At 47.0% G+C, this 21,759-nt stretch carries 16 protein-coding genes; 7 read left to right on the top strand and 9 right to left on the bottom strand.

The features are described 5' to 3' along the window. Positions 1-321: 321 nt before the first annotated feature. Complete coding sequence (locus tag GWC95_RS01435; RefSeq protein WP_161816887.1) at positions 322-3,219, bottom strand: outer membrane beta-barrel protein; 2,898 nt, start codon at positions 3,217-3,219, stop codon at positions 322-324. A 258-nt stretch (positions 3,220-3,477) separates the two neighbouring features. Between GWC95_RS01435 and GWC95_RS01430 the strand changes: the two genes are divergently transcribed. From GWC95_RS01430 to GWC95_RS01415, 4 genes are all read left to right on the top strand, one after another. Continuing rightward, entirely contained in the window at positions 3,478-3,882 is a 405-nt protein-coding gene (locus tag GWC95_RS01430; protein ID WP_161816886.1) for a hypothetical protein, read from the top strand. Positions 3,883-4,017: 135 nt separating this feature from the next. After that, positions 4,018-5,655, top strand: coding sequence for a PepSY domain-containing protein (locus GWC95_RS01425; protein WP_161816885.1), 1,638 nt, complete (start codon positions 4,018-4,020; stop codon positions 5,653-5,655). A 125-nt stretch (positions 5,656-5,780) separates the two neighbouring features. Then, positions 5,781-6,098, top strand: coding sequence for a YHS domain-containing protein (locus GWC95_RS01420; protein WP_161816884.1), 318 nt, complete (start codon positions 5,781-5,783; stop codon positions 6,096-6,098). A 176-nt stretch (positions 6,099-6,274) separates the two neighbouring features. After that, positions 6,275-8,875 (top strand): PKD domain-containing protein, encoded by a 2,601-nt coding sequence (locus GWC95_RS01415; protein WP_161816883.1) that lies wholly within the window; start codon positions 6,275-6,277, stop codon positions 8,873-8,875. Between the two features lie 34 nt (positions 8,876-8,909). Here GWC95_RS01415 and GWC95_RS01410 read toward each other — a convergent pair whose 3' ends face one another. The 3 genes from GWC95_RS01410 to GWC95_RS01400 all read right to left on the bottom strand — a co-directional run bounded on the left by GWC95_RS01410 (position 8,910) and on the right by GWC95_RS01400 (position 13,588). Next, positions 8,910-12,677, bottom strand: a complete 3,768-nt coding sequence (locus tag GWC95_RS01410) for a DEAD/DEAH box helicase (RefSeq protein WP_161816882.1) — start codon at positions 12,675-12,677, stop codon at positions 8,910-8,912. 324 nt (positions 12,678-13,001) lie between these two features. Continuing rightward, a complete protein-coding gene (locus GWC95_RS01405; RefSeq protein WP_161816881.1) occupies positions 13,002-13,286 on the bottom strand; it encodes a hypothetical protein in 285 nt (94 codons plus the stop codon). A 152-nt stretch (positions 13,287-13,438) separates the two neighbouring features. Then, positions 13,439-13,588: a hypothetical protein gene (locus GWC95_RS01400; protein ID WP_161816880.1), complete on the bottom strand. Its 150-nt coding sequence runs from the start codon at positions 13,586-13,588 to the stop codon at positions 13,439-13,441. 106 nt (positions 13,589-13,694) lie between these two features. Here GWC95_RS01400 and GWC95_RS01395 point away from each other — a divergent pair, with 106 nt between their 5' ends. Beyond that, positions 13,695-14,063, top strand: a complete 369-nt coding sequence (locus tag GWC95_RS01395) for a septal ring lytic transglycosylase RlpA family protein (protein ID WP_161816879.1) — start codon at positions 13,695-13,697, stop codon at positions 14,061-14,063. A gap of 289 nt (positions 14,064-14,352) precedes the next feature. Here GWC95_RS01395 and GWC95_RS01390 read toward each other — a convergent pair whose 3' ends face one another. The 4 genes from GWC95_RS01390 to trxA form a co-directional block, all read right to left on the bottom strand. Further along, positions 14,353-15,090 carry a hypothetical protein gene (locus GWC95_RS01390; RefSeq protein WP_161816878.1) on the bottom strand — a complete coding sequence of 246 codons (738 nt, stop codon included), beginning with the start codon at positions 15,088-15,090 and terminating at the stop codon, positions 14,353-14,355. Positions 15,091-15,878: 788 nt separating this feature from the next. Next, positions 15,879-16,466 carry a transposase gene (locus tag GWC95_RS01385; protein WP_161816877.1) on the bottom strand — a complete coding sequence of 196 codons (588 nt, stop codon included), beginning with the start codon at positions 16,464-16,466 and terminating at the stop codon, positions 15,879-15,881. 291 nt (positions 16,467-16,757) lie between these two features. Further along, on the bottom strand, positions 16,758-17,129 hold the full coding sequence (locus GWC95_RS01380) for a hypothetical protein (RefSeq protein ID WP_161816876.1): 372 nt from the start codon (positions 17,127-17,129) through the stop codon (positions 16,758-16,760). 101 nt (positions 17,130-17,230) lie between these two features. Continuing rightward, complete coding sequence (gene trxA, locus GWC95_RS01375; protein ID WP_161816875.1) at positions 17,231-17,524, bottom strand: thioredoxin; 294 nt, start codon at positions 17,522-17,524, stop codon at positions 17,231-17,233. Positions 17,525-17,730: 206 nt separating this feature from the next. On the opposite strand from trxA, the gene GWC95_RS01370 reads away from it, so the two are divergent. Next, positions 17,731-18,060, top strand: a complete 330-nt coding sequence (locus GWC95_RS01370) for a single-stranded DNA-binding protein (protein WP_202630184.1) — start codon at positions 17,731-17,733, stop codon at positions 18,058-18,060. Positions 18,061-18,167: 107 nt separating this feature from the next. Then, on the top strand, positions 18,168-18,884 hold the full coding sequence (locus tag GWC95_RS01365; protein WP_161816873.1) for a 2-phosphosulfolactate phosphatase: 717 nt from the start codon (positions 18,168-18,170) through the stop codon (positions 18,882-18,884). Positions 18,885-19,070: 186 nt separating this feature from the next. On the opposite strand, the gene GWC95_RS01360 is transcribed toward GWC95_RS01365, so the two are convergent. Beyond that, the gene (locus GWC95_RS01360) at positions 19,071-21,647 is read right to left on the bottom strand and encodes a glycoside hydrolase family 9 protein (protein ID WP_161816872.1); all 2,577 of its coding nucleotides are present in this window, start codon (positions 21,645-21,647) and stop codon (positions 19,071-19,073) included. Positions 21,648-21,759: the final 112 nt, after the last annotated feature.

Genomic DNA, 21,759 nt, shown 5'->3' with positions numbered 1-21,759 from the left:
TTGCTCGTCCTATCAGCAACCACGTCGGGGTTGCGGCAACATAGTATACGGTGCGGGTGCCGGGAGATTCAGCTCCGCGGCAATGGGGAAATTGATATGTGTAACTGTGTGTTTCACGCTTATCTGTAAATAGCTTATCAGGTGTAAAAGTATAACAGTTTGCGCTAACGCGGGTTAGTTTTTTTATGAAAGTTTGGTTAAGTCACCGTTTGGAGCGCTCTTTAGGATGGACGGCAGCTAAACCCCCGCTCCCAACGGTCCACTTCAAAAAAAAAGCCGCTCACAATTGTGAACGGCCTATGGTAATTGGGGGTTGTTGGTCTATTCGTTTCCGCCTCTTCTTCCGCCGCCGCCATTGCCGCCGCCGCTGAAGCCGCCCATCATCATACCACCCTGTCCGCCCTGGAACATCATGTTACGCATCTGGTTTGGCCCCTGGCCTCTTTGCTGCTGGCCAAATGCACGGAGGTTGTAGGTGAAAGTGAGCATCAGGTACCGTTTCAGGTTGTTTGAGATGCTGTTTACGATCTGGTTGGCGTTGGTTGACACGCTAACGGCCTGGTTCTGGTTCAACAGGTCGAAGCAGCTCAGGCGCAGTTCTCCCGCCTTGTTTTTAAGGAAGGTTTTTGCGATCGATGGCGTGATGAGGAATATCGAAGTGTTGTATCCCGCAGGACGGCCATAATAATGTGTATAATCAAAATCACTCGCCAATGTCCATCCATTGTTTGAATAAAGCGTGAAATCGGCCGCGAGTGAATGGGTCATGTAATTGCTGGTGGTAACACCGTTCACCGATGAGTTCTTGATCGGGTTGTAGCTGAACGTTGTACTCAGGTTCATGTCGAAATTGTTCTTCAGGTTCGTGGTCCATTTCACCGTTTCGCTGAGCGTATAACTGGTTGTCACGTTCGGCGATGCTGCCGCGGTTTTGTTTACAGAAAGCAGCGACTGGTTTTTGCTGTAATTGATGTTCGTTGAAAGGTTGATGTTCGATTTCGGCGTTTTCAGCGGGAAACCGTACATGAAATAACCGTTCAGGTTATAGGTGGTTCCGAAGTTCACATAGGTGGTTGTTCTTCCTCCCTTACCGGCTGCGGTGGTATCCTGCAGGATGGAGCTGACGATATCGTTTGTTGTGATGGTTCCGTTAACCGTTCCCACAACGATCTTTTGGGTGAATGGATCAACCGAAGAATACAATACACGCAGGCTGTTGGTGAACTGCGGTTTCAGGTTTCCGTTACCGATCTGGAAGTCGATCGAATCTGTGGTAGTGGTGATCGGCTGCAATTGCGAAACACTCGGCGTGCCCGTACGTCCATTGTAGAATACACGCAGGCTTCTTGTTTTTGTAAAATTGTACGTAAAGTTTGCGTTCGGCGTAAAGTTTACAAAATCGCGTTTAACCAGCACGTTTTTGGTTGTGTTGTTGCTTTCCATGTTCTGGAACTGGATACCCGTTCCCACACTGAAATTGTATTTCGTATGCTGGAAACGATAGTTCAGGTTGGCCGTGTTGTAAGTCTGGATAAACTTGTATGCGTTGCTGTACAAACTATCAAACTTATTGAATTTGCCCGAGGCATTGTCAAAGCGATAGGTATTGGTAACCGAATTGGTGTTGTTGTAGCTCAGTGAATAGCGGATCTCCAGCATCTGGTTCTTTCCCAATGGTTCTGTATAGGAAAGCGTTGGGTTGAGCGAGTAGGAGCGTGATGAATCGTAATAGTGCTGGTTGAGCGTATCCATTCTCGGGTTGCTTCCATATACATTGTTCACGGTATAGGTAAGGCCATCGCCGTAGTTCTGGCTACCTGAGAAATTGAAGTCGAGAGAAAGCGTACGGCCCCTTTTTGCAAAGCGGTGGCGCAGCTGCAGGTTCGACCCGTTCACGTTATAACCGCTGTTGTAGCTCGAGCCATTGCTGATCGATTTGTTCTGCGGTGTAAGCACCCCATTCACATTCTTCATGGTTGACGAGCTCGAATTGGTAACGTTGTTGTTGCTCTGCAAGGCGAAATTCGGGCGGAAAATGAGCGAGTTCATCGAATCGATCCTGTCTTCCAGGTTGAATGAAAAACGGTGGTTCTCAGATTTGTTCTGTCCTACAGAAGCCGCATCTTTTATCGTGCTTACGCCATTACCCAATATGCTTTGTGTGTTCGACGATGATTCTGTATTAACACGTGGCTGGTTGTAGGTATAACTTCCGTAAGCGTCTATTTTAGGGCTCCAGATATCGCGGTAGTTGAAACCACCGGAAAGGATGGTGGTAATGCCGCTTCCGCCGCCTGCTCCACCGCCGCCAAAATTACCGCCACCACCACCACCGCCGCCGCCAAAGTTGCGGCCGCCACCGATGTTGTTGATGGTGAAATCCTGTTTGTTCACATTATTGGCCTGTCCCATTACAGTGATCTGCTGGTCGCCATTCATGCGTGTAAAATTGAAGCTCTCCTGGTATTTATCATCCGAACCGATACCGGCCACGGCTTTACCGAACATTCCTTTTTTCTTGTCTTTTTTGGTGGTGATGTTAAGCGTTTTTACACGGTTGCCATCATCAAACCCACTGAATTTACTTTGATCGCTCAGGTCGTCGAACACCTGGATCTTGTCGATCACATCCGGAGGCAGGTTGCGTGTGGCCAGTTTGGGGTCATCGCCCATGAAACGTTTGCCATCTACCAATACACGCGCCACGGCTTCGCCGTTCGATTTGATGGAACCGTCCTTACCCACTTCCATACCCGGCATTTTTTTGATCAGGTCTTCTGCAACGGCATTGGGTTTTGTTTTGAAAGAGGAGGCATTGAATTCCGTGGTATCGCCTTTAACACGCATAACCGACTGTGAAACGGTAACGCCTGTAAGCTCATTGGCCGCGGGCGACAGGTAAACGGTGCCCAGGTTGACGTTTGAATTGCTTGCAGAGAAAGTGATGTTTTTGGTGAAGGTCTCATACCCGTTGAACTTAACCTGCACCACCATGGCACCAAAAGGGATGCCGGTAACAGAGAAAGAACCGTCGGCGCCTACCAGGCCAAATTTCTCGAGGCTCGAGTCGCGCGCGTCGAGGATGGTAACGGATGCATCTTTTAAAGACTGCTTGTTTACAGAATCGATCAGCTTACCCTTCAGGATGGCCGTCGTATTCTGGGCCGAGGCGGTCATACCCAATAAAACAAAGGCGACCAGTGTATAAAATTTACTCATAAGTTCATTGGTATAAATGAGGAAGCAAAGGTACTTCGCTTCAAATGAAATTTCCTTTTTGTTAATATCAGCGGCAAGCTACCATGATGTTTGGGTTCGCTAATGCTAAAATCGGTGAAAACAGAGCGGTTATAGGTAGGGTAAAAACCGCTGTTCCATTCATCCCGCAAAATCCAATGTTCACCGAGATGCAGGCTGGTATTGGGTTTTAAGGTTTTTTTAATAACGATTTTCATTTGAAAGGCCCGCTGGCCGCCATTGCTTACCTTTGCGTCAACCAACGCTTTTCTTCTGCCGGGCAAACAAATCATAACCACGCTTTTACTACTCGCGCTGCTCGGGCAAACGTTTAACCGTGGCGTAATTCTTACCAGTTATTACACCAATACCGAGTCTTACGCCAAAAATTGCGAGAACAAGGCAAAACCGGTTCTCAAATGCCATGGCAAGTGCCAGCTGATGAAAAAACTGAAGCAGGAAGAGAACAAAGACAGGTCAAACCCAGACCGCCGGGGTTACCAGGATGAAGTGCTTTCGTCAAAATCTTTTTATGCCACCATCGGTAGTGTTTACCGCGCACCGCTGGCTCACGCGACCGTTTATACGGCAACCATACCGGAATTAAGACCCATTTCGTTTTTCCACCCGCCCGGCCTGGGATAACCGCTCCATCACAACCATATCTTTCAAATTTCCTGTCATCCGGCAGCGTGCAACAACCTGTGCTATAAAAGCAATTTTATAAGTGCCGCTAACTGCATGCGCCTGGCCTGCAATTGGAGCAACACCGTTTCCAGTATGCAGATCGCTTTGCGTGCGCGCAATGCCGGCTGGCCCATCACATTCAACCACAAAACAAAAAACATGCTTCGCAAAAACATATATAAATGGCACCGTACAGCTTCACTCATTATTTCAGTTCCCGTTTTGCTTTGGGCATTGAGTGGGTTTATGCACCCCATCATGACGACCATCCGCCCCAAACTGGCCACGCAATTTCTTCAGCCGGCCGTGATCGACAGCAGCAAGATAAAAATGCCGCTGGAGCTTGCCCTGCGCGAAAATCACATCGATTCGTTTGTGTCTTTCCGCATCGTTCACATCGAAGACAACTGGTTTTACCAGGTGCAGGCAACCCGCCACAGCGAACCGGTTTACCTCGCAACGCTGAACGGTAAATTATTGACCGCAGGCAATTGGCTGTACGCGCAATATCTCGCTAAACAATTCCTGGAAGCAAGGCCAAAAGACAGTGCACAGCAAACGGCTGAAACCGGCGGCACAATGGCCACACACGATTGCTGCGATGCCGCAACCAATTGCGTGGTGAACAGCAAGTCAGGCGCAAAGATCACAGACGCCTCGCTGATCAGTGCATACAACAACGAATACAAAAAGATAAACAGTCTGTTGCCCGTTTACCGCGTTTCCTTTAACAGGCCCGACGGGATCAGGATCTATGTTGACCCGCTTACCGACCGGTTTGCGTTTGCAATGGATAACAAAAGAAGGGCTTTCGACAACGTATTTACGCTGCTGCATACCTGGGGATGGCTTGATTTTCTTGGGAAGGGAAAACTGATCGCGGAGCTTCTCCTTGTATCGCTTGCTTTTGCAACAACAGTGATGGGTGTTTATATTTTCTTCACCACCCATTCAAAAAAAGCGAACGGAAACAGGTTGGCGGGTGCAAGAAGATGGCACCGCTATACCTCCGTCACCGTTGCGTTGTTTACTTTGATGTTCACTTTCAGCGGCGCCTACCATGCCCTTGTAAAACTGGGAAACGACCGGGTAACCACCTATGTTTCAACACCTGCATACCATGCAAAAAACATCCGGTTCGATCTTACACAATTGGCAGCGGGCGCGAAAGCAGCTGTCCTCAACGTGGGTATTGTAACCATGAATGGAGCGGATTACTGGCGCCTGCAGGTTAAAACAACAACACAACCCGTTCGCAAAGACCAGCTGAAAGACACCGCATCGATGCCTTCCACGCTCTACCTCTCAACCCAGAACAACAAAATTTTACAGCAGGGAGAAATGATCTATGCAAAATGGCTCGCTGCGCAATTCAGCGGGCAACCCGTAAACGCGATCCTGTCTGTTACACCCATCACCCGGTATGGTGCGGAATATACTTTTGCAGATAAGCGGCTTCCCGTCTGGAAGATCCAATACGGCACCCATTACAACGAACGTTTTTTTGTTGAAACCGCAACCGGTTGCCTGGCCAAACAAACAAACGACATAGACCTGCTCGAGGGCTACAGTTTTGGCTTCCTTCACAAACATGAGTTCCTGGGCTGGGCAGGTAAGGGCTGGAAGGATTTCAGCACCATGTTCTGGGCAATGGCGCAGGTATTGATGGTGGTGGTGGGACTGATCCTTTATTCCAGGTGGAGGGGCAGGAAGAAAATCGCGAAGCGGTAATGTATATATCAGAAGAATTTGCTAAAACTATACAGGCGGCGTTCGCGCCGTCGGCATTGTACATATAAGTGATTATTTTTATCGCATCATTGGCTTATTGCTTAAAAATATAAACCTATCCAAACATGCTTAAGAAAATCTCATTTGTAGTAATGGCAGGCTGCCTTGTGTTTACCGCCTGTAAATCCGGTGCCGATAAAGCGGAAACCAAACCGGCGGGCGATACTTCCGTTGCCATGCAACCCGATTCAACGGCCAACGCTTTTGAACACCTGTTGGTAGACAATAAAAAAGACCCTTCCTGCGGAATGCCTGTGAGCGCCGGTATTTCAGACACAGCGCATTACAAAGGAAAAGTGCTTGGCTTTTGCTCAAAGGAATGCAAAGCAAATTTTGAAAAAGAGCCGGAGAAACTGATCGCGGCTGCTGAACTTGGTAAATAACCGTTCAGCCATGGGCTGCGGGTCTTGTGTTGTTGGTAGTACAACAACATCCGGGCCCGCAGCTTTGTTATTTTGCCGGCAGTTCGCCGTTGCCCCCTGTAAATCTCTTGGATCGCAGGATTTCCCCCCCGGATTTGCGTCTATAGGTTATCGATATTTCGTACTTTTTACTTCGCATGAAACCAAAACAGGCCTGTTTACTGATCTGCATTTTACTGCTGCTCTGCAACAGCGCGCTGGCCGTGCACATCAAAGGCGGCCTGATCACGTATGAATACCTCGGCCAGGGCAAATACAAGATCACGGTGGATGTGTACAGGCGATGCAATGCGGCGGGGCCTAATCCCACCACACTTAATATTTACGACGCGGTTACTTACTCCCGAACCAGCCAGACAAACACGCCGGCGGCGCTGTATTCGATGGTTGGGAGTTTTACAAAAACAACATTCGATCCATGTATCAGCAATAAACCCACGATCTGTTACGATATTTACCGTTATACAACAACCGTAGATCTTCCAGCCAATGCAAACGGGTACATCATCGCGGCATCGGATGCCAACAGGATCGCGGGTATTGTGAATATTTCAAATTCTTCCGCAACGGGTATCACGCTCACCGCCACCATCCCGGGTATGATCAATGGCACGATGTACAATGAGAATTCAAGTCCCGACTTTGCATTTACAGATACGGCTGTGATCTGTTACAAATCAAAATTCAGTTACCAGTTTGCTGCATCAGACAAAGACAACGATGTGCTCAGGTATTCCTTTGGCGATGGACTTAACGGAACCTCCGCAGCAACAACACCACCGTATTCTTCTATCCCTTATGTGAGCCCTTACAGCGGCGCCTTTCCGCTGGGCGCCAATGTAACCATCGATTCGGTCACGGGCCTGATCTCCGGCACCGCGCCGGCGCAAAACGGTGAGTACATCATTGCCGTATATGTGCATGAATGGCGCAACGGCGTACACATCAATTCAACCCGGAAGGAATTACAGATCACCGTTGCCGATTGTTCGCTGGTGGTTGCTGAATTGAAAGATTACATCAGCTGCGACACCTACACACTCACCTTCGAGAACCAGACACAGGCCAGCAATATCATTTCTTATGCATGGGATTTTGGTGTAACCAACAGTGTCACAGATGTATCAACGGCCGCCCGCCCCAGTTACACCTATGCAGACACAGGTACCTATACCGTAAAACTTGCTGTTGTAAACACAGTGGGTTGCAACGATTCTACCAGTGCCCAGGTAAAAGTATATCCCGGTTTCAAACCCGATTTCAGTTTTACGGGAAGCTGTGTTGTTACCCCGTTCAATTTTACAGACAAAAGTTTTGCAAAATATGGAACCATCAACAGCTGGTACTGGGATCTCGGCGATAGCAGCGCAACGGCAATAGATACCTTCCGAACCGCTTCGGTAAGTTATCATTACTCAGGCGCGCAAAGCGCCATTGCCCTTTTGCGTGTAACAAGTTCGATGGGTTGTTCCGGCACCATCACCCAAACCGTTTCCGTAACAGAAAAGGCGTTCCTTTATCATCCTTTCAAAGACACGTTGATCTGCAGCATCGATTCACTTCCGCTCAACGCGCAGGCTTCGGGAAGTTTTGAATGGTCGCCCAACAAAAATATTTCGGATATACATGCATTGAATGCCGTCGTTTTTCCAAAGGACACAACCACGTATACGCTCACGGTTCGCGACAGGGGTTGTGTAGACAGTTTGAAAGTAAAAGTGAATGTGCTTCAATACATCACCGTGAAACTCGCGCCCGACAGTGGTATCTGCCAGACAGATAGTTTTGTGCTGCGCCCGCTAAGCGATGCACTCAGTTACAAGTGGCGCGAATCGGGCAATACCAATACCTTAAGCGATTTGCTGGTGAAATATCCTGTGGCAAAGCCATTGGCAACAACTACTTATTATGTGACGGCCAATCTTGGTTATTGCCAGGATAGCACAAAGATCACCATCTATGTAGCGCCTTATCCTACTGTAGCGCTTGGTCCTGATACGGTGCTCTGTTATGGCAACCGGATCCGGTTCAACCCTTCGGTAAAAGCAGACCTGTTTTTGTGGCAGGCCTCAACCTCGCTCGTAAACACAAGATCCATCAATGCGGTGGCGGGGCCCGATAAAACTTCGGCGTATGTGTTAACCGTGCGCGACACATCATTTTGCAAAACGCCTGTAAGCGATACGATCAATGTAAAAGTGATCCCCGCATTTTTAGCATATGCCGGGAGAGATACTTCTGCAACAGTGAACCAGGCGCTGCAACTCAATGTGTCTGCGCCTGCCAATTACTACACTTATCAATGGTCGCCTTCTGTTTTTCTCAGTAACGATGCGATCAGTAATCCGGTTGCAACGTTTACAGCGGCTGCGCCGGATTCGATCCTTTATACCGTTCGGTTAACAACACCGGAAGGGTGCAATGCCACAGACAATGTGATGGTGCATGTTTTCAAAAACGGTCCAGAGATCTACGTGCCGGGCGGCTTTACACCAAATGGAGATGGTTTGAACGATGTTTTAAAACCTTTGCTCTCGGGCATTTCCTCTTTTGATTATTTCAGGATATATAACCGTCTCGGCCAGTTGGTTTTCTCCACCAGCCAGATCAACACCGGCTGGGATGGAACATTCAATGGAGCGGCGCAGCCTTCAGACACTTACGTGTATGTAACGCAGGGCCAGAGTTTCGATGGGCAAACCATCTTCAGGAAAGGTACGGTGGTTCTGCTCAGGTAAGCTTGCTGGTTTTTAAAAAAATCGCCGGCGCAGGTTAAGAGAACAGGTATTCCACGTCCTCCTTCGTAAGGCTCTTTACGAAACCTTCGTCGTCGGTGATGAGGTCTTTTGCGAGGTTGCGTTTACGTTCCTGGAGTTTCAGAATTTTATCTTCCACGGTATCGGTACAGATCATCCGGTAGGCAAAAATATTTTTTGTCTGGCCGATGCGGTGTGTTCGATCGATGGCCTGTTGCTCCACAGCGGGGTTCCACCATGGATCAACGATGTATACGTAATCGGCGGCGGTGAGGTTAAGACCCACACCCCCGGCTTTTAAAGAGATGAGGAACACACGGCAACTCTCTTCGTTCTGGAAACGCGTGATCGCTTTTTCCCTTTCGGCAACGGTGCTGCTTCCATCAAAATATTCGTAATCAACGCCGAGTTCTGTCATTTTTTCTTTGATGAGCGCAAGCATGCCTAAAAACTGAGAGAAGATCAACGCTTTGTGGTTGCTGATGTTTTCGGTGATCTCCCTTCCGATCTCTTCCAGTTTTACGGATACATTGGGAAAACGTTCTTCTTCCTTCACAATGGCCGGGCTATCGCAGATCTGTCGCAGCTTCATCAATCCCTGTAAGATCGTGAGCTGCGATTTCTGGATGCCCTGGTTCTCCACAACGCCCAGTATTTTGTCGCGGTAATCGTTGCGGTAAGCATCGTAAATCTTTCTTTGCTCATCGCCCATCTCGCAGAAGAGGACCATTTCCTGTTTTTCCGGCAGATCTTTTGCCACCTGTTCTTTTGTTCTGCGCAGTATAAATGGATAGAGGAGCTTGCGCAGGTGGTCTTTCTGTTCTTTTTCTCCAAACTTATCGATGGGTACAGAAAATTCCTGTTTAAAGAACTCAACACTGCCGAGCATGCCGGGGTTGAGGAAATTCATCTGTGCGAAGATATCAAACGTGTTGTTCTGCAACGGCGTACCACTCAAACACAGGCGGTTCTTGGCTTTCAGTAGCCCTGCGGCTTTTGTTACTTTACTGCCCGGGTTTTTGATGGCCTGGCTTTCGTCGAGCACCACATAATCGAAATTAACATCAACGAACTGTTTGATATCGCTGCGCAGGGTGCCATAGGTTGTAATGATCACGTCGATATCCGCACTTGCCAAACTCTCGCGCGAACGGTTGCCGCCATGGTGAACGGCAAAGCTGATGGTGGGCGTAAACTTCTTTATTTCGTTCTGCCAGTTGAACATGAGTGTTGTAGGACAAACAACCAGCGCCTTCAATGATCCGTTCTCGTGTTTCAGGTGGTGAAGGAAGCTCAGCGCCTGTATGGTTTTACCAAGCCCCATATCATCCGCCAATATACCGCCCCACTGAACCTCGCGCAGGTAATTGAGCCACTGGAAGCCGCTTTCCTGGTAGGGGCGCAACACTTCTTTGAGGTGCGCGGGAGCGGGAATTTCCTTGATGGAATGATTGCCTTTGAGACGTTCGTATTTTTCTTCCAGCTGAAAAAACAGTTCTTCTTCGTCGCGTTGCATGTACAACTCTTCGATAACGCTGAAATGGTATTTGCTCAGCTTCATGCTGCCCGATTTGCCATCGCCAACGCGGAAAAGAAGGGCGTATTTTTTGATCCATTCTTCGGGCAGTATACCAAGCGTACCGTCTTCGAGCTGAACAAACTGCTGTTTGTTGCCGAGCGCTTTTTTAACTTCTTCAACCGTTACTTTCTGTTCGCCGAAAAGGATCTCCACTTTCGCATCAAACCAATCGGTGTTGCTGCTGATGAAAATTTTGGTAGAGGGTTTTGCCGTATTGAAACGGAAATTCTTCAGTGCCTCGAAACCATACACAGGAATATTCATTTCCTTTACCGCATCAACAAACAAAAAGAACCAGTTGTTGCGAAGCACATCGGTTCCTTTCAACGCGAGCACGTTGCCTTCAACCGGGCGTATAAAAGCAGAATGCAGCGATTCTATTTTCTGAACAAACTCTTTTTCAACTTCAAGATTGCGTTGTATCACCAATAATTTATCGGCGATGGGGAGTATGATCTTTTCCTTATCCGTAGCACGCACATCGTAACCGCGGTAACTGAAAACAGGTTGAAACAAAAGATACTCGCCCTTTTCTTTGAGCATCACTTTTACCTCGGGGCGGATGTCTTTCACTTCTTCTTTCTGCACATTGGTAAAATGCACATTGTATTCTTTTGACAATGGAAGGATGAACTGCTGCAACTGTGTTGCCCAATCCTCCGCGTTGATCGTCATCTTTCCGGATGGCAAAAATTTCTCAACAAGGCCGATGTCTTCCGGCCGCTGCCAGGTATAAAACTGGTTGTGGTACTGGAACAACAATACGGCCTCACTTTCATTTTCAGAAACATTCAGGTCGGCGAGCGGGAGTTTTATGCGGCAGTCCACTTCGTATTGCCCGTTGCTATAGTTCACTTCAAATTCAGGGCTGATGAACTGTTCCTGGAGTTCGGCCTGCAACAGGTTGGAGGTGGTGAACGTTTTTTTGGGCGGCAGGTAAAAAACAAATTTACTCTGCGTGAGTTCGGTAAATATTTTTTTGATCTTGGGATGCAGGTATTCGTTGATCAGGTGCCTTGTTTCTTCCGGCAACTCATCGTTGTGTTGCTGTATGATGTTTTCCCAAATGCCGCTGAAAGGAGAGTTCCGGTTCAGGTAACGGCCCACTTCACCCGGCATCAATTTGCGCAGTTGCTGCAGCAACATTTTATCGTCTTCGCTAAACACTTCTGTGTTGATGAATTTTGCCAGGTCTAGTTTTACCGTTTTGGAAACATATTTGGTAAGTTCTTCGTCGGCCTCTCCCTGCACAGCTTCCAGTTGTACGTACGGATACTGCGCCTCGTTTACGGTGATCACCACACCCATTTTTAAAGAAGGCTTTGCCGGATGGTCTTCCGTTACTTCAGCCATTGGTTTAACGGCCACCTCTTCTTCTGCCGGCTTTGGTTTCTCTGCCGCAGGGTTCAGCGATACGCGTTTGATGGATGTATCGAGTACGCGCAGAAACGGCTTGCCGTCTGTGTAGGTGAATTCAAATTTTCCTTTGAGGTCGTCGGCCAGGGAATAACCGTAGAGTGCGAGCAGTTTGTTTTTTTCTTTGTCCCAGTTGCGGATCGTATCAAAATAATTGGGCCCGTAGTTGTGCAGTAGCTGGAGCAGCAGGATGTTTTTATGAACGCAGAGCGGGTGTGCCGTATCGCTCTGGCACGCACAACTGGTATCGAAATTGCGTTCTTCGTTTTTCTGGATCACCACTTTGAATGGCTCGCCCTCGTATTCCATCTCGGCCACAACGCGTTCGTCTTTTGCTTCGAGGATATTGCTTCGCGAGCTGCGCAGGTAATTTTCTGCCGCTTCAAAATTTTCAGGGGCCGACAACATGCGGATGAGTTTCAGCTCAAGCTGTTTCATCTTAACTACGGTGTGGCGCTGGTCGTATACCGTTTCCTTATCGCCCAATAAATTCTTGTCGAGCAGATCCTGCAGGTGAAACAGGGCGCCGGCTTTGTGCCGGCAGATCTCAGACAGGTTATACGGGCAACTACAGCGCAGCGATAATGTTTTGGGATCTTTGAATTGGTTGATGTGTACTTTGTAAAAAGTGGAGTACCCATCGTCTTTTACGCGAAACACCACGGCGGCCATAAGATCGTCGTACTCCACCAACTCCACGTTGCCCAGTGCATGGATTTTTTTCCCGCGCCGGATCACCTCTTCGGTTCCGCTGTTGTAGATGTGTTTAACGAGATAAGGTAAGGCCATGTGCGTTCAGGGTTGAATTGAGAGCCCGGAGCCTGGAGTTTGAAACAAGACTGGCTGTTACGCCACGTGTATCAAACTTCGGGCACCAAACCGCCCGGGGCAATTTGCAAAAGTAAAGGAAAGCAAATGGCTTTGCGAAGAGAATTGAAGGAAATCTGCGCAGGAAAAACAATTTATAAAGATCGGGGGCTCTTCTTAACAATTACATCAAACAAAATGCGTTACTTGCGAACTTTTCCTGATCTGGGATGTTTTATGATGATGCACGTCTGATCTTGTGATGTGTGCTACTACTGGCGTTGCATTTTCCGGGTTCCCGGGTTTTTACCATCTTTCATCTTCCGGTATATCATGATTTCTTTGTTGTTCTTTGGATGCGCTGCGTGCTTTGTCGCGTGCGGCCATGCGTTCAATGAGGAGGATGGTGATGACGTCGCTTGGCGGCCGGGTGGGTTCGGATTGAAGTTCTGCACGGAGGCGTTGCTCATTTACATCCATGCGGTAAAGCAAACGGATCAGCGCGTCGAAATCGGTATCGATCAGCTTCTGGATGTATTCCGAAAGCTGTGAAGGCGAAAGTTCTTCGAGTTTCAAAAGGTCCTGATCCATATCGTAAAATTAGAATATATAGAATGAAGTCAGTGTTTTTTCCCGCAAATTCAACTTCTTTCCAGTATTTTTTTATAGGGCTTCCAACCTTTTTCTTTCCCGCTTCTCTTACTACAAATGCGAATATTCTTGCCTCTACATATAAAGCCCGTTCACACCCTGGTGATTTTGCTGTTGCTTGCCATCGCAACGCTGCTTGTCTGCCGTAAAACACCGGCAGCCACAACAAACCAGACCAGTGGTGTAACGGGCTCTTTGTATTCGCCGATGATGTGCATATAGATTGCCTCGAAGCCGCTCATATCGTGCAATTATTTACAACGATCCACAACCCTGTTATCAACAAAACACACGTTTTGTTGATAACAATCCCTTTCGCCTGATGATGCCACAGGATAGATTTGTGTGATGAGAAAAACAGGATCATTTTTCGGGGTAGCCCTAGCGATGCTGGCAATATCGTGCCACCGCAAAAGCATACCCGGCGGCAGTGGAACGGAAACAGGGATGGCTTCTTATTATGCCGAAACGTACAATGGAAAGAAAACTGCTAACGGAGAGATCTATCAATCAAACAAACTTACGGCCGCACATAAAAAACTTCCTTTCGGAACCAAGGTAAAAGTGACCAACCTGGCCAATGGAAAAACCGTCAAGGTGCGCATCAACGACCGCGGGCCTTTTGTTCCCGGCCGCATCATCGATCTTACGCGGGCGGCAGCTAAGAAAATAGACATGGTTGGTGCGGGTGTTGTGAAAGTGAAAATTGCGTATTGAATATTTAAGAATGATTAAGGAGTAATTGGTAAGGGGCTTTAACATAAAAAGTTCGTTGATCTGTTTGAAGCGGATGAAGATCGAGCAGGAAGCGCACATAGTAAACGGGTGACGCTTACAAAAAGGCAGGAACAAGTTGTTTCCGGTTATCAACAAACCCGCCGCGCAATAGGCGGCGGGTTTTCGTTTTTTTATCGCTTGGAATAGAGTGATTTAATAGGCGGCTATTTTGTTTGGAAGATTTTACCTTAAACCAAATCGAATGAATATTTGCTTTACGACAAATAAACTACGTCCGCGAACGCTCTTTCCTGGAAGCAAGCATCGTATTGATCATGTTCATACAAATTTTTTCCTCAATCTCGTTTAACGGCCGTAACTCCTCTAACTCGTGACTCACGGATTCATTTCGTGGGACGTGATGAATATAAAAACCGATCATATTATATGATCTATCCTTCATTATACGATTTGGTATATCATGAACGGAAATAAAATTGAATTGGTTCAGGAAAAAAATGGACGTAATTACGGAATCTGCATCATGCACATCTTTTTCAACCGACCGGTAATACAATAGCTTTCTACCATAAGCTACGGTGTCTCGTAGAAAATCTTTTGTAAAACTCGTATTGGCTTCTATGGCAGCGTTTTCCTTAATTAAAACTCCGAGTGTTTTATCTTGAAGTTGCCCACGCGAGATTATTTTTGCATCTGGTTGAAAGGAATTAAATTCAAAAAACATCTTTTGAATTGGGTCGATAATGTAAACAGTGCCTGTGTCAAACGTAACGCCGAACACTTGTTGACCACTATTCGAGTCTACTGTGTCATATTGATGTACCCTGATATTAAATTCAAACAAATAAGGGGGAAAACTTATATAGGACCCATGACTTCTCATATCAGTTTTTATATTGTTTTCAATGCTATAAATTTTGGTGCTATACGAGAAATTCTGACCTTGAACTGAACAAGAGAAAAAGAGAAATGTCGGGACTACAACAAGCAAATTGAGCAGTTTCATAAAATAATTACTTTATTAGGTAGGGAGATTAGATTCAAGCTATAAAATCAGTTGAATTTAAGCTCCATTGAAACATTATAACGTGAGTTACCGCTGAAAGGTGACGTTTGATACGCAAAGATGAGAAGCGGCACTTTTGCGTTGGAATCGGCAACTGGGATCACAAGCGTCTTTAATCCATTCTCATTTGTAAGGGCAATACTTTGATGAAAGAGCAAGATAAGTCTTCGGACAAATGCGAGACAGGGGCAAAAACCCCTTTTGATTAAATACGGGGAAAATACCCTTAACTGTAGGTGTAAACTTACATAACTCTTGTAGCGTAGCGTGTAGATGTCTGAAACAATTGAAAGTGTAAATCTTTATTTTGTCTTAGCAGATTAAATGTTTTTCCTAAGCATCGTCTAAATTTATTCTCCAACTGAGTACTCCATCCAGAACCTTTTTACGAACGTTCTCCGCAATCGTCTAACCTCTTTTTCTGTCTGGGTGTAAAAAGCTTAACTTTTGGAAAGTTTTAAACTTTCCAAAAGTTAAGCTTACCGTCGGCTTTACATGAGTTATGCGTTAAATACGTGGTAATCCTCGAATCCTTTTCTTCCACCAAACAATCTCACGACCTGCTCCCTTTCCAACATAGACATACTATCCCAACGCAATGCATGTAATGAAGCACTTCCATTGCCCAATACCCGAAACAAAGCCATGCGGGACAGAATTGTAAAGCTTAACTTTTGGAAAGTTTTAAACTTTCCAAAAGTTAAGCTTCGCCGTCGGCTTTAAATCAATTATGCGTTAAATACGTGGTAATCCTCGAACCCTTTTCTCCCACCAAACAATCCCATAACATATTCGCTTTCCAACATAGACATACTATCCCAACGCAATGCATGAAATGAAGTATGCTTCCATTGTCCAATACCTGAAACAAAGCCATGCCGTACAGGATTGTAATGAATATAATAGACCAACCTGCAGAAAGATAAATCGTCCTCAACCAGTCTACTTCTGAAGTTAGGAATAAAAAGACTGCCCTTTCTTCCATACACCTTATTCAAAGCCTGCGTATAGGAACTGCATAAATTTGAAACAGACTTGCTTATTTTCTTATACAGATACTCGAACTGCTCCGTTTCATTCAACGTTGTGTATACGACCGAATGTTCAAACATACCCGCGATCGCATGCTGACTTCTGATACTTACCAACAAATGGAAATGATTGGGCATCAGGCAGTATGCATATATTTTCATGTACGGCAGCAGGTAAATGTTAACTTTACTGAGAAAAAAATAATAGTTCCTTTCCTCCCGAAACAAATTCTCATCGCCGTTGGCGTGATTATAGATATGATAGAAATGCTCTGGATGCAACATGTGTTTCTTTTTTAAAATCACCAGCCCTCACGATCCAATGACCGGTAATGTATCGCCACCGAATGCTCCGGTTTGATCTCATAACTACCCGTAATATCCGCAAGCGTTCTGCTTACTTCTAAGATCCTGTCCTAATCGCGCACGCAAATCCAATCGCTCCATCGCCTTCTTCAACAAAGTTTCTCCGATAGAACTGATCACGCATATTTCAAGCCGCTGTTTGCTGTTTATTTGTGCGTTGACTTACTTGCCGGCGTCTTAGTATAATTTAGTTTTTGGACAAACCGGGGGTCATTCGTTACTGCGCATGGCTCGTGATACCATTACAACATCCTTCAAAACCCTGTACCCGAATTCATAACAGAACACACACCGTTGTCCCCTCCGGTTGCTGGATTGATGCGTGAAATACCGGAAATCGAAACGCTGCTCCTCCAGTTTTTTCTTTGGTGTTTTGATGGTTTGCCGCGATGAAGTAAACAAGCCCTGCAGGATGCGCCTGTTGCGCAGGAGAACCCGGTTGATGTGGCGCACGCAGGCAGTGGCCGGCATTTTCCGCTTGTTGTGGTGCAGGTTACGGCAAGAATCGTTGCAGAATTTTTTATCCGACCGGCCCTGTATGGCACGATCGCAACTAAGACAGTTCTTTCTTCCGGCGGTCATGTGTTTGAATTGTGTACTGCAACACAATGTACCGCGCACGGACAAACGGATAAAGCGTATTAATACTTAGGATTTAACGATGGAAGAGCATATGCCGGTTTTTAATACTGGTCAATGACTGTCTGCAATTGTTGGGCAGAAGTAACGCCCGACTGTCGCCATACCAGTTTCCCACCTTTGAACAACATCAGGGTTGGCACACCCTGCACCTGGTATTGCGAGGCGGTGTGCGGATTTTTGTCAACATCCATTTTTAAGATGGTGGCCTTGTCGCCCACACGGCTCTTCAACTCTTTCAATATCGGCGCCATCGTTTTACAGGGGCCGCACCATTCGGCAAAAAAGTCGACCAGGACGAGATCGCTTTTTGATACTATTTCTGAAAAACTTGCCATTGTAATCTGTTTATATAAACCAGAACAAGCCGCGTGCCAATCGCTTGGACCTGGGCCAGCCAGAGGCACCCTCCGCAACCCGCTATCAAACGTTTCTTAAACACTTATACACGTAAGTAAATGCTTATAAGCGGTTGTTTGCTCTTGCCCTGCTCAATTTTGGGCACCAGTAATCATCACATCAATAACCAAACAGAATGAACGCTATGAGAAACAAAGTACAACTGATCGGGAACGTGGGACAGTTGCCGGAAATCAGAACAATTGCCGATGGCAAGCGGGTGGCCAACTTCAGCGTGTCTACAACCGAAAGCTATAAAAATGCAAAAGGCGAAAAAGTGACCGATACACAATGGCACAACGTGGTGGCGTGGGGCAGGCTCGCCGATGTTGCGGAACAATTTCTCGAAAAAGGAACCGAAGTAGGCGTGGAGGGCAAACTGATCAACCGTAGTTATACAGATAAACAAGGCACCCGGCGATTGATCACGGAGGTACAGGCAAATGAGCTGCTGGTGCTGACAAAAAAACACTGACAGGTTGCTGGTCAAGCTAAACGGTTTTACCCGCAACCTGTCAAATTTGGAAACCGCTGTTTTGAAAATCAAAAAAAGCCCGCAGCGAATCTTATCTTTGCCGCTTTATGGAAAAACCTGTTCTGCATACCGTTTTATCGCCAAGATTGCTGGACATCTATGATGTAAGCAATTCGATCGTTGTGATCATCGATGTTTTTCGCGCAACATCTACCATTGCCACCGCGTTGTACAATGGCGCGGCACGGGTTATACCTGTTGATTCGGTTGACAAATGCATAGAGCTCGGAAAAACAACCGGCGGTATTACGGCCGGTGAAAGAGATGGCAAAGTGATCCCGGGATTATCGTACGGAAACTCACCCGCAGAATACCCCCGTTCCTTTATTGAAGGAAAAACACTCGTACTCACTACCACTAATGGCACCAAGCTCCTTCATATGGCGCTTAACTGCGGGGCCGCGGAAGTGGTTACCGGTTCGTTCCCAAACCTGGGCGCGGTGTGCGATCACCTTAAACAACAGCATAAAAATGTGATCCTGGGCTGCTCGGCATGGAAAGACAAATTCAACCTGGAAGATGCATTGTTCGCAGGTGCAGTGATCAGTGAGGTAAAGGATCATTTCACCATTCACTGCGACAGCAGCCTGATGGCAAACGATATGTACGAACTGCACCGTGCAGATATGTTCAACTTCATCCGCCGCACCACACACTGGCACAGGCTCGCCTCTTACGGACTTGAATCCGACCTCGAATACTGCGTAACGCCCAACAGCGCAAACATTCTGCCTGTATATAAAAACGGGGACCTGGTTGTCTGAATCAAACAGCGGTGTTGAATTGTGGCTTAGAATGACCGACGCAAACAATAATCGCGGAGAATCATACGATGCGAATACGAAGACCGCAAACGTTTTAGAGAATGGAGCAGACCCGGGAGAAATCAATATTATCGATATCACCGTGCAAATCCGACGTTCCATATAAATGTCGGGCGTTCGTATTCGTCATTGTTCCTGAAACATGTCATTGACCTTTTTAAATTCATACCCCTGCTCCTTCAAATAAACGATCAGTTCTCCGAGCCGGTTGTATAGTTTATCCTTCCGGCGCGGGTCGGTGCCCGCGTGAACCAGCAGCACCACTCCATTCAATCCGTTGGGCTGTGTTTCGTTGAATTTTTTAATGTTCGCGATGATCTCTTCGCTTGTACGGTAAGATTTCCCCAATTCAGGATAAGTATAATCGGCATTGCTCGTGGTGCCCGGTGTAAAACTGAAAACACGCATGTGCGATTCGCTCAGCCAGCCTGCCGTTTCCTTGTTCCACCACTCATACGGTGGAATAAAGTAATTGGTCATGTCTCCTTTTTTTACGCCAAGATCAAGAATCGCCTGGCGGCTGTTGGCAAGATCGGTAAGAAGCGAATCTTTGCTAACAAGTGTGCTGTCGCGTTTTTTCCAATCGGCATACAGCAGGTGCTGGTCTGAGTGCGAGCCCATCAGGTGCCGCTGCGCGTATAATTTTTTGATGTCTTTTCGAAACGACCTGTTGCGGTAAAACCTGCCGGTAAAAAAGAACGAACCTTTTACCTTCTCCTTTTCCAGCGTTCCTGCGATCGTTTGCAGTCCATCTCCAAACTCATCCCCCGTAAACACAAGCGCAATCTGTTTTCTGCCCTGGTCGCCGCGGATCAGCACCTGTTCCGAAAGCTGCGGCGCGGTAGTGTTACGGGGCATCCTGTTGTTCAGGGCCGCGGCCCGTGCGCTTTTTGCTTCTGCTTCTTTTGCTGCCAGCAAATAGATCAAAGAAGCGGTTCCGTCCATCGTTGGCTCGTTGGTGCTGTAATCTCCGTAGTCATCGTGGTATACCACCAGGTCGCTTTGAAACTCCGCATATTCGTCCGGGTCTTTTAACGTGATCCCGATCAACCCTTTGTAAATCGACGTATACACCGGCCCGTCTACCAATCCGCCATCGATCGGGTAATTCTTCATGTGCGTGAATGCCGAATGTGGATCAACGGGTGTATCGCCATTGGCAGGCAGTCCATACACCATGCTCGTTCCCCATGGATTACATCCAAACAGCCAATCGAAATTGGCCTGTTCAAATTCTTCAAATTTCTTATCGCCGGTTAACTGTTTGTACCAATAACACTGTGTTGCGAACGATGCGGTGAGGTTGTTGCTGCACCAGATAAACGGCACCCCGCGCAGGAACGCGTTCTTTGATGCCTTGTTCCAAACCAGCTCGATCCCTTTTTTAAAGAAGGAAACGATGGTGTCTTTTTGCGAGCGCAACATGGTATTGCCACTATACTCTTTTTTTGAAAGCTCCTTGATCAATTCGTAATGACCAAGGTTTACAAACGGGTACCATTGGTAATGCTTCGCGGTGTCTGCACCCAGCCAGGGCGTTGTGGGCTCCTGCTTTGCAAAACGGAAAGCAGCTGCGAGCACATTGTTTTTGTTTCCGGGCGTTCCCTTGCCTGCATACAGTTGGTGAATGTTCACTCCCGCAAGCTCCATATCGTCTACCCAGTTGTCTTCGGCATAAATATAGGGTGAGCGTACAGAAGCGGTTTGCGAAACACCCGGGCTGCTCAATCCCACCATCCATGCATCCTCCGCTTTTACAGCGAGCTGATCGGAGAATTTTTTATCGATGTTCTGATAAACAGACGACGCCAATGCAAATGCACTCGAAAATTTTGCCGCCGTTGATGCGGCGCCGGTAGAAGCATTCATGAATTTACCGCGCTGCTGTGGTTTGCCGCTTACAAAATATACTGGGCGCTCGAAACCCCTTCCATAAAAATTATCTTCTTTGGGAATACGCATTCCCATGTGATCCCGGTCATCGCCGAGCTGGTTGAACATCCAGTCTTTGCGCGGGTTCATTTTGAGCAACCAGTCCAACCCCCATTTTGCCTCATCAAGTACATCTTTGATTCCATTCTTTCCATCAAGACCGTTCGCGGCTTTTTCATCACCAAATACACCGGGAAAATCACGATAAGCAGAAAGCAGGTGATAGGTTGCATTTGCAGAAGTAGTGGTGTACTGGAGATAGTCGCTCGCATCGTGCCAGCCACCCGTTGCATCAATGTGCGTACTGTCTGGCATAGGGCCGTACAAAGTGTAGCCATCGTGCGTATGGCAGCTGTCTTTCAGGTAAGGATTAAACCCGCTGCGTTGCTGCCGCATGTAGCGCAGGCAAAAATCTGCAGCGCCCGAATAGGCATCATCATCGATAACAAACACGGGCGAACGGGCATTTCCGGCACGTAAAAAATAAGTTCCTTTTTTATGAAAAGAGGAAAAGTTCAACCGATAGGTTTCAGTGAACGGCCCGTACGCGCCCAATGCCTCGCCCGCGGTTTCCTTAAATACGGTTGTTTGCGAGGCCGCATCCACCAGTTCGAAAGAATAGAGTTTCGTTTTCTCTTTACTGCACCATACGGCAACTTTCACGGCACGTGTGGGATAACCGAGCTGGTTGATGCGGATCCACGATGTTTGCTGTGCATATATTTGAAAACAGCAGATCGTACAGAACAAAAACACGAAGTATCTTTTCATATGGTATGTATTAAGCACACGATGACTTTAATTTCCGGGATCGGTTTTTAATTCACCGTGGCTCCGCGGATAAAGATAGTTTTTTACTCTATTTTCGCGGCTCAATCTCTTC

It is taken from the genome of Sediminibacterium roseum (assembly GCF_009939005.1).
Taxonomy (GTDB): Bacteria; Bacteroidota; Bacteroidia; order Chitinophagales; family Chitinophagaceae; genus Sediminibacterium; species Sediminibacterium roseum.
Note: the sequence above shows the minus strand (reverse complement) of the source record. Positions and strands in the feature narration are given on the sequence as shown.